A 15,099-nucleotide genomic window follows, 5' to 3' on the forward strand; every position below is an offset into this window, starting at 1 on the left:
CGGTTCCCACTTCTCGGATCATGCCTGAAAGCAGGTGACCCTATATGACAGCTTCCCCTCATGTCGCGGTGATCGGTGCGGGCACGCTCGGCCTATGCACGGCGCTCAACCTCCTCGAACAGGGCGCGCGCGTGACGGTGCTGGAAGCGCAGTCGATCGCTTCGGGCTCGAGCGGCAGGTCGGTCGGGGTTGTCGGGTCGCAATTTACCGATCCGTTCGAGATCATGCTTCGCGTTCATTCGTTCCGCCGGTTTCGCCAGTGGGAGGGGCAGGGGCTTCAATTCAACCCCATCGGCTATCTTCGGCTCGCGCGCACGCCCGCGCAGATGGAGCTGTTCGCGAAATCAGTCGAGATTCAGGCCGGGGCCGGCCTGATGTCGCGCCTGATCCATGCGAACGAACTCAGGGACCTTGTTCCCCATCTCAGTCCCGACGGGCTGGAAGGGGGTTTGTTCGGACCCGACAACGGCTTTCTCGATCCATATGACATGTGCAATTTCGTGGCGCGGATCGTCCGTGAAAAGGGCGGCGACATCCGCCAGTACCGCAAGGTGCTTGGGGTGGGAAGGCGGCCGGGCGGCTACAGGCTGGAGACCAATGGCGATCCGCTCGAATGCGATGCCATGGTCAACGCAGGCGGCGCCTGGGCGCCGGGGGTCGCCGAACTCTTCGGCCAGCGCCTGCACATATGGCCTGAGCGCCATGAGGCGGTCGTCATCCATCTGGACAGGCCGCTCGACTATACGATGCCGATGGTCATGGACCTCGTGGACGGCGAGGGCAGCGGCCTTAACTTCCGCCACGACAAGCCAGGCGAGCTGATTGCCGAGATCCACAAGGTGACGTCCGTCGCTCCCGAGGATCCGGACAATTACAACGATCAGTGCGAGGAGCAATCGAAGGTCCAGCTGGCCGAACTGCTGCTGGAACGGGTGCCCGATCTGCCGGGCGCGCGGCTTGGCCGTGGCTGGGCCGGCCTTTATCCTGTCACGGCCGATCATCGACCGCTTGTCGGACCGATCGATGCGTCGGAACCGGCATTGGTCACCGCCGCCGGCGCCGGCGGCTATGGCATCCAGCTGGCGCCGGTGATCGGGCAGATCGCGGCGGACTGGGTTCTTCAAGGCGCGCCGGCTTCAGTGCCCGGCGCCGAGAGCCTTGCACCCACGGCCGAGCGCGACATCCGCAAAGTCGATCACTGACTGGTGCGAGTTGAAGCCAGACCGGGCGCTGCCGGAATTGCGCACAACAAGCATCTAGAGCCCCCGATGGGGATCCGCAGACCCCACGCCTTCAGGCGGCTGGGATCTGGGCTGGCGCGCGAGACGGCACGGGTGCGTCAAATGGTGGCTGAACCGCACCAGGCGGCCGCCACCTTCAGGAAATCCGCTTGCCGGCCGCGTCCAGCAGCACGCAGTCGTCCGGGGCGAAACCCAGTTCGATCGTCTCGCCTTCGCCAAGCACACGGCCACTGATCGGTGTATTGGCGCGGAGGGTCTTGCCGCCGATGTCAATCTCGTAGATTGCGCTGCCGCCCAGATAGGAGGCCGAGATCACGCGGCCGGACAGCCGGTTGGCGCTCGTTCCAGCACCGACCGAAAATTTCTGCGGCCGCGCCACGACGGTGACCCTGCTGCCGTCGGCAAGCGGCCTTGGACAGGCCACGCTGACCGTCTGGCCGGTGCCAAGCACCACCATTGCAGTTCCTTGGCCGGACCTGCTCACGGCTCCTGCAAGCATGTTGGCCTTGCCGAGGAAGTCGGCGACGAAGGCTGTCGCCGGCGTCTCATAGACCTCCTCCGGAGTGCCGATCTGCTCCACCGCGCCCGCGTTCATCACCACGATGCGATCCGACATGGAAAGGGCTTCTTCCTGGTCGTGCGTGACGAAGATGGCGGTGATGCCGGTTTCCTTCTGGATCTTCTTGATCTCGACGCGCATCTCCTCGCGCATGTTGGCGTCCAGCGCCGACAACGGCTCATCCAGCAGCAGCACCCGCGGCTCGAAGACGATGGCGCGGGCAAGCGCGATGCGCTGCTGCTGCCCGCCCGACAGTTGCGACGGCAGCTTCTTCTCGCTGCCCGGCAGCCGCACCATATCGAGCGCCTTGCCGACCTTGCGCACGATCTCGGGCTTCGGCACGTTGCGGTACTTCAGGCCGAAGGCGACGTTGTCGAACACGTTCTTGTGCGGGAACAGCGCGTAGCTCTGGAAGACCAGGCCGATGTTGCGCTTGTAGATCGGCACGTCGTCGACGCGCCGCCCATCGATCATGATCTGGCCGCCCGAAATGTCGACCAGGCCGGCGATGGAGCGCAGGATCGTGGTCTTGCCGCAACCCGAGGGCCCGAGCAGGGTGACGAAGCTGCCCTTGCGGATCGAAAGCGAGAAATCGCGCACCGCGACGAACTTGCCGTAGGCGATGTCGATGTCGCGGAACTCGACCGCCGGGCTGTTCGCCCCGGCGGACGCGCTCGCGCCGGCTGCCCCGGCCTGGAGAGGCCGGGGATGGAGTGTCGTGTCCTGGCTGTCAGGCACCCTTCGAGATCCTGTTCCACTGCTTGGTCCAGGCGTCCTCGTTGGTCGCCCAGTAGGTTGGATCGGCAAAGGTCAGCGACTTCATCGTGCCCGTCTTGTCGAACGCCGGCAGCTTCTCGATTTTCTCGGTCAGCTTGACCTTGTTCGGATCGAGCGACGGCGGATAGCTCTGGCCCTCGGCCACCGCGATCGAGGTCGCCGGGTGGAGCATGAAGTTGATGAGTTCCTCGCACTCGGCCATGGGCGAGCCCTTGAGGATCAGCATGTCCTCCATCCAGGCATAGGAGCCAGCCGGGTCGAGATAGCCGATCGGATGGCCCTGGTCCTGCAGCGCCGCGACGCGGCCCGACCAGGCATCGGTCACCACGATCTCACCCTTGGAAAGCAGGTCCATCAGCTCCGCGCCGGAACTCCAGAACTTCTTGGCGAGGTCACGCGTTTCGCGCACCTTGGCCCAGATGGCGTCCATGTCCTTCAGGTTGTTAGGGTCCTGCCCGGTGGCGAGCGCCGCGTACCAGACGCGCGTCGTCATGTCGGAATAGCCGCCGACCTTGCCGGCATATTTCTTGTCGAGCAGGAGCCCGGCGCCCTTTTCCTTGGCTTCCTCCGGCGAGATCACCTTGGTGTTGTAGGCGATGCCCGTCGTGCCGTAATCGTAGGGCACGGCCGATAGCTTCGGCGTCAGCTTGCGGAACGGCTCGATCATCGGCTGCAGCACGTTCGCCATGTTGGGAATGTTGGCCTCGTTGATTTCCGAGGTCAGGCCGGCGTTCACATACTTGATGTAGTAGTTGACGCCGGAGGAATGGATGACCTGATAGTCGCCGGGCTTGGCGGTCTTGATCTTGGTGATGATCTCGTCCTCGTCGCCGAACGTGCCCTGGACCACCTTGATCTTGGTCTTGGTCGTGTAGGGCTGGAAGGCGAACTTGTCGATCGCGTCCTGCACCGTGCCGCCCCAACCGTCGAAGCGAACCTCCTGCACCGCGGCGAGCGCCCGGCCCATCCAGGGCATGGAAAGGCCCGCCGATGCTGCCGCGGCGGCGGTCAGCGTCAGGAACGCGCGGCGGCTCAGGTCGCCATTGGCGTATCGATCGTGCAGCCGTTCCAGCCGCTTGGTGGTGGTGAGTTTCATTGTAGTTCCTCCTTTGGTTCGCCACGTCTTCTCAGTTTTGTCAGGCTTTGCAGGACCAGGCCGCCGATCAGCGGGATGCCGACGGTCACCAGGATCATCACGGTGCCGAGCGCGTTGATCTCCGGACTGATCGAAATCTTGAGCATGGAAAGGATCTGGGTCGGCATGGTCTCGACGCCGGCCGGCCGCCAGAACAGGCTGGCCGAGGTGTTGTCGAACGAGATGGTGAAGGCGAGCAGGGCACCGCCGACCACGGCCGGGATGAGCAGCGGCAGCGTGATCTCGCGGAAGGACGAGAAGCGCGAGGCGCCCAGCGACAATGCCGCCTCCTCGTAGACGCGCCGGATCCCGATCATGCGCGCCTGGGCGATCAGCACCACATAGGGCACGGCAAGCAGGATGTGGCCGAGCACCAGGAGCAGCATGGTCCTAGGCTGGTCGACGGCCTTGATCAGCACCAGCAGGCCGACGCCGAGGATGGTTTCAGGCACCAATGCCGGCAGGATCACCAGCGTGCTCAGCGCCTGCTTGCCGCGAAATTCGAAGCGGACCAGGGCAAACGCCGTGGTGACGCCGATGGCGGTGGTGACGATCGCGGTGACCAATGCGATCCACAAGGATGTTCGAAAGGCAGCCAGCACCGCCTCGTTGGCCATCAGCTTGCCGTACCATTGCAGGCTGAAGCCGGTCATCGGGAAGCCGCCGAACATCGAGGCGTTGAACGACAGGACCACTGTCGCCACGATTGGCGCGAACATGAAGATGTAGACGCAGACCGTGACGAAGCCGGTCAGCCGCCAGGCCCATCTGCCTTCCTGCCTGCGCCGTGTTCCTCTCATCCTCCAAATCCCGTCATCCACCAAGCCCTTTGACGATCTGCGACATGCCCATGTAGCGTGTGTAGACGGCGGCGAAGAAGCCGAGCACGATGAACAGCACGATCGAAAGCGTGGCGCCCATAGGCCAGTTCAGCTCGCCCATGATGGTGTCGTAGATCAGGTTGCCAAACAGCGCGTCACGACCCGAACCGAGAAGCTGCGGCGTGACATAGCTGCCGGCGGCCAGCACGAAACAGAGCAGCAGGCCCGCCGCCAGGCCGGGCAGCGACAGCGGCAGCGTGACCTCGCGGAACGCCTGCGCGCTTGTGCAGCCCATCGAGCGGGCCGCCGAAATCAGCGTGCGATCAATGCTCTCCAGGCTGACATAGACGTTGAGGATCATGTAGGGCAGCAGGAAGTGCAGCATGCCGAGGATGACCGCGCCTTCATTGTAGAGCATCTGCAGCGGCTCATGGATGATGCCCATCTTGAGCAGCGCGACGTTGATGACGCCTTGTTCGCCCAGGATATTGATCCATGAGAAGGTGCGGATGGTGAAGCTGATCCAGAACGGCACGATCAGCAAAAGCAGCAGCAGCCATTTGTGCTTGAAGGTCGTCGCCCAGATGAAATAGGCGGGGAAGTATCCGAGGACGCCGCACAGCAGCGCCGTCATGGCTCCGACCCTCAAGGTCTTCAGAAGGAAGCCGTGATAGTAGTTGTCGGTGAAGAATTCGTGCCAGTTCGCGGTCGTCAACGCGCTCGTTTCCACGCCGGCGGTGACAAAGGTGAAGAAGGTATAACCGGCCATCACCGCGATCGGCAGCACCAGGAAAAAGATCAGCAGCAAGAGCACCGGCGCGACGAGCGTCCAGGCCAGCCGTGGATCATACAATGTCCATCGTCGTTTCATGAGCACCCGGACGTCCACGCCTTCTTTGAAGCGTCTGTTTTGTTCCCGGGCCAAGATTGAGGGATCGAAGGCGCGATGTCCACAGTCGGCGATTGAGCCAGCGGAGTTCAGCGCCTCGCCGGCTGCGAGAGATGCCGAATTCGTCGGCGGACGGGATCGCCACGCAACCCCGCTCGACCACACGTCGAGGACGGCTGGCCGGCGTAGACTCAGCCTTTCGAAATACCGCGCGCGATCAGCCGGGCCAGGCGCTCGGAAAACGCCCTGGCGTCGGCCGGCTTGTCCCCGTCGAGGACGCGCGCCTCATCATAGAGGAGATGGGCGGCATCGTCCTTGAAGGCCTGTTCATCGTCGCCGAGGCTGGCGAGCGCCAGGACGCGCTCGTGGCGGGGGTTGATCTCGAGGATAGGTTTGGCCGTCTTGTCGAGGCGTCCGGCGGCGTTGAGCAGCCGCTCGAACTGGCGGTCGGGACCGTGTTCGGGCGCCACCAGGCAGACCGCGCTTTCGGTCAGGCGGTCGGAAGGCTTCACATCCGACACGGCATCGCCAAGCGCCGCCTTGACGAAGGCCAGGAAGCCATCCACTTCGGGCGTCGCCGCCGCATCCGGCTTGTTCGCCTCGTCGAGCAGCGGGATTTCGGAAAGTTCGGCCACGCCCTGCGTCACCGACTTGAACGGCTTGCCGTCGAATTCGGGCGCCATCGACGTCCAGAAACTGTCCACCGGGTCGGTGAGCAGCAAGACCTCGATGCCGCGTGCCTTGAAACCTTCGAGCTGCGGCGAGGCTTCGAGCCGTGCACGGTCGTCGCCGGCCATGAAGAAGATCGCCTTCTGGCCTTCCTTCATCGCCGAGACGTAGTCGGCAAGGCCGCGCCAGCCTTCGCCGGAGGCGGTTGAGCGGAAGCGGGCGAGCTTCAAGAGCTGCTCGCGCCGCTCATGGTCCTCGTAGAGCCCTTCCTTGAGGACGACGCCGAAGTTTTCCCAGATTTTCGCATAGGACTCGGTCTCGTTCTCCGCCAGCTTGGCGAGATCGCCAAGCACGCGGTTGGTCAGGCCCTTGCGGATCGCGGCAAGCAGCGGGCTTTCCTGGATCATCTCGCGCGAGACGTTGAGCGGCAGGTCGGCGGAATCGACCAGCCCGCGCATGAAGCGCAGGTAGCGCGGCAACAAATCGGCATCGTCGGTGATGAAGACGCGGCGCACATAGAGCTTCATGCGGCCCTTGCGGTCCTGGTCGAACAGATCGAACGGACGCGAGCCGGGCACGAAGGCCAGCACGCTATATTCCTGCCGGCCTTCGGCTCGGAAATGGATGGTGGCGGCCGGCTCGTCATACTGACCGGAGACGCCGCGGTAAAAATCGGTGTATTCCTCGGGCTTGATCTCGCTTTTCGGCCTAACCCAAAGAGCCGTGCCATCGGCAATGTCGCGCGCCTCGGCACCGGGCTTCTCGATGAGCGTGATTGGCACCGGCACATGGCCCGACCGCGACTTGGCCAGTTGCTCAAGCCGATAGGATCCGGTGTAGGACGCGGCGTCGTCCATCAGATGCAGCACGACGCGGGTACCGCGTTTGGGTGCTGCTTCGAGCGGGGCGGGCGCGATCTCGTAGGAACCCTTGCCGTCGGACGACCAGCGCCAGGCTTCTTCGCTTCCCGCCAGGCGGCTGATGACGTCGACGTGGGTCGCGACCATGAAGGCGGAGTAGAAGCCGACGCCGAACTGGCCGATGAGCTGCGTGTCCTCGCTCGAATTGCCAGCGCCGACGCGCTCGATGAAAGCGCGCGTGCCCGAGCGCGCGATCGTGCCCAGCGCCTCCGTCATGTCGTCGCGGCTCATGCCGATGCCGTTGTCCTCGACGGTGATCAGCTTGCCGTCGGCATCGGCTGAAATCAAGATGCGGGGCTTCGGGTCCTCGGCCAGCAATTCGGGGTGGCTGACGGCCTCGAAGCGCAGCTTCTCACAGGCGTCGGCGGCGTTGGAAATCAGTTCGCGCAGGAAGACGTCCTTATCGGAATAGACCGAATGCACCATCATGTGCAGCAGCCGCGAAACATCCGCCTCGAATGCCTTGGTTTCCGTTGCTTTCGTATCCGTCGTCATCTCAAGTTCCCACTGTTCATCCGCCCGCCGCGCCGGGGTGCGTGCGGGGATTATCCTTTCAACAATTTTTAATGGCGCTGGCAACTGTGTTCAGCAAGGCCAGCGTGATGACGATATGGTGGCGGGTGCGAAGGCGACAAGAGGGGGCCAATCACGGATCTCGGCGCCGCCCCTCATCGCCCTGCCGGGCACTTCTCGACGTATAGTAACGGGGAGAAGGGGCTGGCCGCATGGCCGACGCCTTCTAGGCAACATTGGCGATTGGCGAAAGTGGCGAAGCGCGCCCCTCTCCCCGTCACTATGCGGGGAGAGGATGCCGGCAGGCAGGTGAGGGGCGGCGCCGACGTTCCATCTTGATTTCTTACTTCCCCGCCATCTTGTCCGCCAGCGCTTGCGCCTGGGCAAGCAGCGCCGGGTAGGCGGCGTCTTTAGCCAATTGTGCCCCCATGCAGGCGCGGAAGTCGCTGTCGCCTTTTGCCCAGGCGGCGTCGGCGGCATCGGATGTACTTTCGTCGCTGTCGTCGGTTGCCTGCTTGACCAGTTTCTGCGCGGCGGCGTCGGCTGCGGTCCAGACCGCGTCGCAGGCCGCGATCCTTGGGACGGGCGGTGTCGCGGGCGCCTCGGCGATCATGACACTGTTGCCCTTGACCAGCGTGACGACGATTTCCTGGTCGTAGTTGGGTCCCACATCCTGTGCCCAGCCGCCGAGGCGGGCGATCGCCATGTCGGCGCCATCGGGCGTCTTCAGCGTGAAGTCGAGCGTGCCGGTGAAAGCGGCGTCGCTGCCGATGGCCTGGGTGTAGAACGCATCGAGCTTCAGCGCCGCGTCGAAGCTGGTGGGCAATTTGAGATCGGCGTCCGTCTCGGCCGCGCGCGATTGCAGCCAGCGCTCGACCAGCCCGCGTGTCGACGCCACGATGCTGGGACCATCCTCGGTGCCGTGACGCAGCCCGTCCAGCATGCCGAAGCCGACATCGGAGGAACTGAGGCTTTCGATATTGATCCTGCCGGCCGCCGGAAAACCCTTGACCGTGAAAGGTCCAAGAAGCGTCGAAAGGCGCTGTTCGAGATCGGCGCGGGCCTTCTCATTGGCCGCATCGAGCGTTTCCACGGGAGCGTTCGCGCTTTCCATCGCGGCGATGGCCGCGATCGCCTTGTCGCGCGCGGCGATGTAGTCGTCCTCCGGCGAAGCCGCATACACCGCACCGCTCGCCAGCGCGAACACCAAAGTCCAGACCAGACGCATCGTGAAAACCTCCGTTTTACAAGCTCTTCGCGTGGCTTGGTGGCGATTGTGCGGCGGTGAAGTCATGGCGAGGCGTCGCGGATATCGGGGCACCAGGACAGCCCTGGCACGGTCGCAACCCCTGATAATGAAACCTTCCGATACCCAGGCATGAAACCTTCCGATACCCAGGCCGTTATGGCCGTTGTGGCAGACATCAAACCCAAACAGAGGCCGGCCGGCGGCGCCAAGCCAAACGATGCCAGGAAGCCCCGCCGGGAGAAGGTACCCGATGTCGAGGCCGCATCCGAGGTCGTCGGCGAGGCGGCGCCGCCGCCTGCGGCGGTGGAACCCGATCCGCAGCTGAGCCCCGAACAGGCCGAACAGGCGCGCAAGAAATACCTGCTGAAGCGCTTCTGGATCAGCGCGCGCGGCTATTGGAGCCGGCGCGGCGACAAGCTCGCCTGGCCGTGCACGATCGCGCTCCTGATCCTGATCTGCGTCAATGTCGGCTTCCAGTACGGCATCAATGTCTGGAACCGCTCGATCTTCGACGCCATCGAACAGCGCAATGCGCCGTCCGTCTATTTCCTGAGCGCCGTGTTCGTGCCGCTGGTGCTTGGAAGCGCCAGCCTCGTCGTTGCGCAGGTCTATCTGCGCATGACGATCCAGCGCCGCTGGCGCTCCTGGCTCACCACATCCGTCATCGGCCGCTGGCTCACCAACGGCCGCTACTACCAGCTCAATCTCGTCAGCGGCGATCACCAGAACCCGGAAGCCCGCATCGCCGACGATTTGCGGATCGCTACCGAATCACCTGTCGATTTCGTCTCCGGCGTTCTCAACGCCTTCCTGGCGGCCTCGACCTTCATCGTCGTCTTGTGGACCATCGGCGGCGCGCTCACACTGCCGATCGCCGGTTCGACAGTGACCATTCCAGGCTTCCTCGTCATCACCGCGGTCATCTATGCCGGCATCACCTCCACCTCGATGGTGGTCATCGGCCGGCATTTCGTCGAACTCTCCGAGCAGAAGAACCAGGCGGAAGCGGAATTTCGCTACACGCTTACGCGCGTGCGCGAAAACGGCGAGAGCATCGCCCTGCTCGGCGGCGAGGAGGAGGAGCGCAGCGGCATCGACAGGACCTTCGCCGGCGTGCTGGGGAAGTGGGCGATGCTTGCGGGCCAGCACATGCGCACGGCGCTGGTATCGCAGGGATCAAGCCTGTTCGCGCCCGTGGTGCCGGTGCTTTTATGCGCGCCAAAATTCCTCGACGGCTCGATGTCGCTTGGGCAGGTCATGCAGGCGGCATCCGCCTTTGCCATCGTGCAGGGCGCGTTCGGATGGCTGGTCGACAACTACCCGCGCCTGGCCGACTGGAACGCCTCGGCACGGCGCATCGCCTCGCTGATGATGTCGCTGGACGGGCTCGAGCGCGCGGAAGAGAGCGACGCGCTCGGACGCATCAATCGCGGCGAGACCAAGGACGACACGATGCTCAGCCTCAACAATCTGTCGGTGTCGCTCGATGACGGCACCGCCGTGGTCAAGGAAACCGAAGTGGTGATCCAGCCGGGCGAGCGGCTGCTGGTGGCCGGCGAATCCGGTTCGGGCAAGAGTACGCTGGTGCGGGCGATAGCGGGCCTGTGGCCGTGGGGCGGCGGCAGCGTCGATTTCCACCCGGGCAAGCGCATGTTCATGCTGCCGCAGCGCCCCTACATCCCCTCGGGCACGCTGCGCCGGGCCGCTGCCTATCCAGGCGCCGCCGAGGATTGGGCGATCCCGCAGATCAGGGCTGCCCTCGACAAGGTGGGGCTCGGTCATCTCGGCGACCGGATCGACGAAGACGCGCCGTGGGACCAGACCCTGTCGGGCGGCGAGAAGCAGCGGCTGGCCTTTGCGCGGCTGCTCCTGCACGCGCCCGATATCATCGTGCTGGACGAGGCGACGGCGGCACTCGACGAGAAGAGCCAGGACAGGATGATGGAGACCATCATCCACGAATTGCCTAATGTGACCATCTTGAGCGTGGCGCACCGCGCCGAGCTGGAGGCCTTCCACAGCCGCAAGATCACGCTCGAGCGGCGCAAGGGCGGCGCCAAGCTGGTCAGCGATATCGACCTCGCCCCGCGCAAACGCAGGGGCTTGCTCGGCCGCGCCTTGTGGGGTTCCGGCACTTCCGCCGAAAAGCGCGGCACCACCCGTAAAAAGAGTTGATGGCGCTCAGGCGAGTTCTGATTTCAGCTCGAGGGATGGTCTTCCATCAGCCGTGCAATTCCTCTCGATGCGCCTTGGCGAGGTCGGCCATGCTGTCGAAGCGGAAGTCCACCTTCGGCATCTCGCCGGGATGCATCGTGGCGCCGAAACCCTGATCGGCGTGCCGGCGGTGGATCCAGCACGATTTAAGGCCCAGGCGGTTGGTCACGGCATGATCATGGAACAGGCTTTCGGCAGTGTGAAGGACTTGCCTGTCGCCAATCCCGAGCGTCGCCAGTTTTTCCAGCATATAGTCGAAATTCCGAGGCGACGGCTTGTAGGAGCCGATGTCCTCCGCCGTGTAGATCGCATCGAAATCGACGCCAAGTTTCCTGTTGCTGAAGGAGAAGCTCGTATTGTCGACGTTGGAGAGGATGACGAGCTTGTAGTGCTGCTTGAGGTATTGCAGGGCGGCGGCGGTATCGGCAAAGGCCGGCCAGTCCTTGACGCTTTGGCCATAGGCGATGCATTCCTCCGGCGTGGTCACGACGCTCCATTCCTCGGCGAGCCGCTTGTAGACGACAGCCAGAAGGTCGCTGTAGCGTTTTTGCGGCGTCCAGTTCTGCTGGCTGGACTCGTGCCTGGCATGCGCCTGCAGGATCTCGTCGCGGCTAAGGCCGCTGCCAACTCGCCCGGTCAGCGGCTTCAGGGCGTCGATCATGCCGGATTCCCAGTCGATCAGCGTGCCGTAGCAGTCGAAGGTCAGGGCCTTGAAATCAGTCAGCTTCATGGTTCACTCCCTTGAGGTGGATAATTGGCTGGGGTTTGCGTGGATCGGCGAGCAATCGGCCGGCTGCCCGGCGGGCGCAGACCTGCCTCGCCCTTCGATGCGGTGCCGCGCGAGGATGTCAGCCAGACGCCGAACAGCGTCACCGCGAGGCCGAGCACCATCGCCGCCGAAAGCGGCTCGCCGAAGAGCAGCCAGGCCCAGAGCATCGTCACCGGCGGGCTGAGATAGATCACGCTGCTGACCTGCGCGGCGCTATGGAGGCGCAGGCTCGCATAATAGACGCCGTAGCAGAAGAAGGTCGAAAACAGCACCAGCCAGGCGATACCGAACTCGAACCGGCCATCAAGGGGCGGCATCAGCCCGCTCTTCCATTCGGCGCAAGCGGCAAAAAGCAGCGCCGCCGTCAGGCATTGGATGCACAGGCTCTGGTGGATGGGCATGTTGATCGTCCCTATCCGCTTCTGCAGCACGGTCGCCAGCGCGAAGACCATCATGGAAGCGATCGTCACCATGTACGCCCAGGCCGGCGCGGTGCCGAGACTGAGGCTGTTCAGCGAGACGATCAGCACGCCAAACACGCCGAGCGCCGTTCCGGTCCATTGCCTCGATGTCAGCCGGTGGCCGAGAACGGGCTGCGACAGCGCCGCGATGGCGAGGGGAACGAGGTCCGAGATCAGCGCGACAAGGCCGGTCGGAACGCGCTGGCCGATGGCAAGCGCAAAGCCGCCGAGATAGAGGAACATCATCGCCACGCCGAACGCCATCTGCTGGATCAGCGCCCGGACGCCGATGCGCGGCCCGACCAAGAGCGCGAAGGGCAGAAGGACCAGCCCTGACATCAAGGTTCGCCAGAACAGCACCAGCATGACGTCGGCGCTCTCGCTGGCGTAACGGATGCCGACAAAGCCCGAACTCCAGCTTACGACCAGCGCTGCCGCCAGAAGCGGCCAGGCCAGGCGACGGGACCGAGGTTTCGGGAGCGTCATGCGGTCTCTTCGTCGAAGCGGGTTTGCCAGCGGATCAGGGCCGATCTCGGATGCGGGATTTATGGCGACGCGCAAGCGCCTTTGCACATGACAAATTTCGATGTAACCATGAAATTGGAGCGAGATGCGGCATATCTGATTGACCGCAATTGACCGCAAAGCCCGTTCTCCGCCGAGACCTTGGAGCACAGCTTGCGTTTCAAACGAGGATTGTCATGGCTGGAGTGATGAGCCGCCGCCTGGATGTCGATGCCTTGCGCGCGTTGGTGGCGATCGAGAAACATGGCGGCGTTACCCGGGCGGCCGAGATGCTGGGCCTGTCGCAATCGGCCGTCAGCCACAAGATCAGGCGGCTTGAAGCGAGCCTCGACTGCGAAATCCTCAGCCGCAAGGCGAATGCGCCGATGTTCACCAGTTCAGGGCAGGATCTGCTGGGCTATGCCAGGCGTATCCTGGGCATCCACGACGAGGCGATCCTGAGCCTGTCGAAAAGCACGCTGCAAGGCAAGATCGCATTGGGGATGACCGAGGACACGACCTGCACGGACCTTTCGCGCATCCTTGGCCGGTTTCGCCGGCTGTACCCCGAGGTGAGCGTCCGCACGCAAGTGCGCATGAGCCTTGCCCTGCAGAAGCTGTTGGGCGAGGGCGCGCTCGACGCCGCCATCATCCAGGTGTTCCAGCACGACGTCCGCCCCACCGATGTCCTGCTGTTCCGCGAGACCCTGCATTGGGTGAAGTCGCCCGAACTGACCCTGGCGAAAGGCGACCCGGTGCCGTTCCTGTCCTTCGACGAGAACTGTTTCTATCGCCGTTGGGGCCTCGATCTCGGCCAGGACGAGGGAACGGTGTTCGAGATCGTGTTCGAATGTTCGAGCGCCGCCGGCATTATCGCCGGCGTGACCTCCGGCCTCGGCGTCGCGCTGCTCAGCCAGCGCCACCTGCGGCCCGGCATGGAGATCGTCGACAAGTCGTTCCCCAAGCCTCCGGACCTCGCCTACGTCATTCGCCGCGCCCGCAACGTCCGCAATCCCGCGCTGGAGACGCTGGTGCGGGAGATAGAGGCTGAGGTGAGGCGCCACGGGACGCTGCAGATCGCGGTGTGAGGAGACGTGATTAGCGCTTGCGCCCATGCGCTCGGTCGATGATATCCCGCGCTCGAGCCTCTCGCCTCATTTTCGGAGTATCTTCTCCATCGCTTTCCCCTTCGCAAGCTCGTCGATCAGCTTGTCGAGGTAGCGAATTTCCTTCATCAGTGGATCCTCAATATCTTCCACGCGGACGCCGCAGACCACCCCTGTAATCAAATTCCGCAAAGGATTCAGTCGAGGGGCCTGACCGAAGAAATCCTCGAAGCTGGTTTTCTTCTCCAGTTCGGCGTCGAGTTCCTTCTCGGTGTAGCCCGTCAGCCAGCGGATGATCTCATCGACCTCGGCTCTGTGCGTCCTTTCCTTTGCGCCTTGGCGACATAGTGCGGATAGACGCTAGCAAAGCTTGTGGAATAGATTCGATGCTCCGTCATGACGTGCCCTTACCGGTGGCGCCTATCGCCCGCACCCAGCTTTGCCTTTAATGCGCCTGTCCAGCCAGCCACTAGCAATATGGAGCCACAGGGAGCGCGCGGACATGGCAACTTTTGCACCAAAAGAAGTTCGGCAGCTTCCGGCTCCAAAGTCTGCCATGCGGGGCATCGATGATGGCGCAAACGAAGCCAGGTTCACACTTGATTTTCGGGACGCATCTCATTGAAACTCATCAATGCTCAGCCAATCCAAACTCCTCATTTGAACCACGCCCGCTTACGCCTGGGCGGCGGTTATAACTTCGACAGGGGGACGCGAAGCGACGCCATGAGGTGGCTTATGGCTTTTAATTGCAGTATGCCGTTGGGTAAGGATTGGAGCTGCCTTGATGTCACAGACCGATGAAGGGCTGATAAGCGCTGCCGTTGAACGTTATACCCTAGCCATGTCAGTTGCTGACGAGGAAGGGCTGCGATCTATCTTCCATCCCTCTGCATCGGTGATCGGCAATTATCAAAACGCGGTCGAATGGCTATCCGTGGATGCCTATGTGGGCGAGGTACTGGGTGCGGGCCTGCCGCCGAATCACGGCCCAAGCTGGACGATCAGCTTAATCGACGTCACCAACGACGCAGCCATCGTCAAGATCGAGAACGAGTTCGGGAGCATGAAGTTCACCGATTATCTTTCCCTGCTCAAGATCTCCGGAGAGTGGAAGATCGTCGGCAAGCTCTATCACCTTCATCAATAGGGATGATCCGTATCGACGATCGCAGTTGAACGGCAGACGGGCGTCTGAAGGCCTTCGCTTTTTACGGCTTTGCGCGGTGGTGGCGCGCACCCTGGCAAGAGACCTCTCTCCAAAGTTGCCAG

Annotated in this window: 12 protein-coding genes and 1 pseudogene; 4 read left to right on the forward strand and 9 right to left on the reverse strand. The window is 63.3% G+C overall.

What is annotated here, in order from left to right; translation table 11 throughout:
- Positions 1 to 44 precede the first annotated feature (44 nt).
- Entirely contained in the window at positions 45 to 1,202 is a 1,158-nt protein-coding gene (locus X739_RS142375) for an FAD-dependent oxidoreductase (RefSeq protein WP_023795610.1), read from the forward strand.
- Between the two features lie 175 nt (positions 1,203 to 1,377).
- On the opposite strand, the gene X739_RS142370 is transcribed toward X739_RS142375, so the two are convergent.
- The 6 genes from X739_RS142370 to X739_RS142345 form a co-directional block, all read right to left on the reverse strand.
- Entirely contained in the window at positions 1,378 to 2,538 is a 1,161-nt protein-coding gene (locus X739_RS142370) for an ABC transporter ATP-binding protein (protein WP_023775090.1), read from the reverse strand.
- Positions 2,531 to 3,673, reverse strand: a complete 1,143-nt coding sequence (locus X739_RS142365; protein WP_023775091.1) for an ABC transporter substrate-binding protein — start codon at positions 3,671 to 3,673, stop codon at positions 2,531 to 2,533. The genes X739_RS142370 and X739_RS142365 overlap by 8 nt, the downstream gene beginning before the upstream one ends.
- Positions 3,670 to 4,512, reverse strand: a complete 843-nt coding sequence (locus X739_RS142360; RefSeq protein ID WP_023775092.1) for an ABC transporter permease — start codon at positions 4,510 to 4,512, stop codon at positions 3,670 to 3,672. Before X739_RS142360 ends, X739_RS142365 begins: the two co-directional genes overlap by 4 nt.
- Positions 4,513 to 4,525: 13 nt before the next feature.
- Positions 4,526 to 5,404: an ABC transporter permease gene (locus X739_RS142355; protein ID WP_031252289.1), complete on the reverse strand. Its 879-nt coding sequence runs from the start codon at positions 5,402 to 5,404 to the stop codon at positions 4,526 to 4,528.
- Positions 5,405 to 5,613: 209 nt separating this feature from the next.
- Positions 5,614 to 7,506 carry a molecular chaperone HtpG gene (gene htpG, locus X739_RS142350; protein WP_023795612.1) on the reverse strand — a complete coding sequence of 631 codons (1,893 nt, stop codon included), beginning with the start codon at positions 7,504 to 7,506 and terminating at the stop codon, positions 5,614 to 5,616.
- Positions 7,507 to 7,867: 361 nt separating this feature from the next.
- Positions 7,868 to 8,752, reverse strand: coding sequence for a hypothetical protein (locus tag X739_RS142345; protein WP_023775095.1), 885 nt, complete (start codon positions 8,750 to 8,752; stop codon positions 7,868 to 7,870).
- Between the two features lie 186 nt (positions 8,753 to 8,938).
- Between X739_RS142345 and X739_RS142340 the strand changes: the two genes are divergently transcribed.
- Positions 8,939 to 10,948, forward strand: a complete 2,010-nt coding sequence (locus X739_RS142340; RefSeq protein ID WP_032922585.1) for an ABC transporter ATP-binding protein/permease — start codon at positions 8,939 to 8,941, stop codon at positions 10,946 to 10,948.
- Between the two features lie 46 nt (positions 10,949 to 10,994).
- Here the strand turns inward: X739_RS142340 and X739_RS142335 are convergent, their stop codons facing one another.
- Both X739_RS142335 and X739_RS0135170 read right to left on the reverse strand, forming a co-directional pair.
- On the reverse strand, positions 10,995 to 11,717 hold the full coding sequence (locus X739_RS142335; RefSeq protein ID WP_023775097.1) for a haloacid dehalogenase type II: 723 nt from the start codon (positions 11,715 to 11,717) through the stop codon (positions 10,995 to 10,997).
- Positions 11,714 to 12,703, reverse strand: a complete 990-nt coding sequence (locus X739_RS0135170) for a DMT family transporter (protein ID WP_051410621.1) — start codon at positions 12,701 to 12,703, stop codon at positions 11,714 to 11,716. The genes X739_RS142335 and X739_RS0135170 overlap by 4 nt, the downstream gene beginning before the upstream one ends.
- A gap of 215 nt (positions 12,704 to 12,918) precedes the next feature.
- On the opposite strand from X739_RS0135170, the gene X739_RS142330 reads away from it, so the two are divergent.
- Positions 12,919 to 13,809 (forward strand): LysR family transcriptional regulator, encoded by an 891-nt coding sequence (locus tag X739_RS142330; protein WP_031241435.1) that lies wholly within the window; start codon positions 12,919 to 12,921, stop codon positions 13,807 to 13,809.
- Positions 13,810 to 13,875: 66 nt separating this feature from the next.
- Here the strand turns inward: X739_RS142330 and X739_RS01000000166465 are convergent.
- Positions 13,876 to 14,225 (reverse strand): annotated as a pseudogene (locus X739_RS01000000166465) (DUF2200 domain-containing protein).
- 389 nt (positions 14,226 to 14,614) lie between these two features.
- Between X739_RS01000000166465 and X739_RS0135180 the strand changes: the two are divergent.
- Complete coding sequence (locus tag X739_RS0135180; protein ID WP_023774809.1) at positions 14,615 to 14,977, forward strand: nuclear transport factor 2 family protein; 363 nt, start codon at positions 14,615 to 14,617, stop codon at positions 14,975 to 14,977.
- The last annotated feature ends 122 nt before the right edge of the window (positions 14,978 to 15,099 follow it).

This window comes from Mesorhizobium sp. LNHC209A00 (genome assembly GCF_000502915.1).
Classification (GTDB): domain Bacteria; phylum Pseudomonadota; class Alphaproteobacteria; order Rhizobiales; family Rhizobiaceae; genus Mesorhizobium.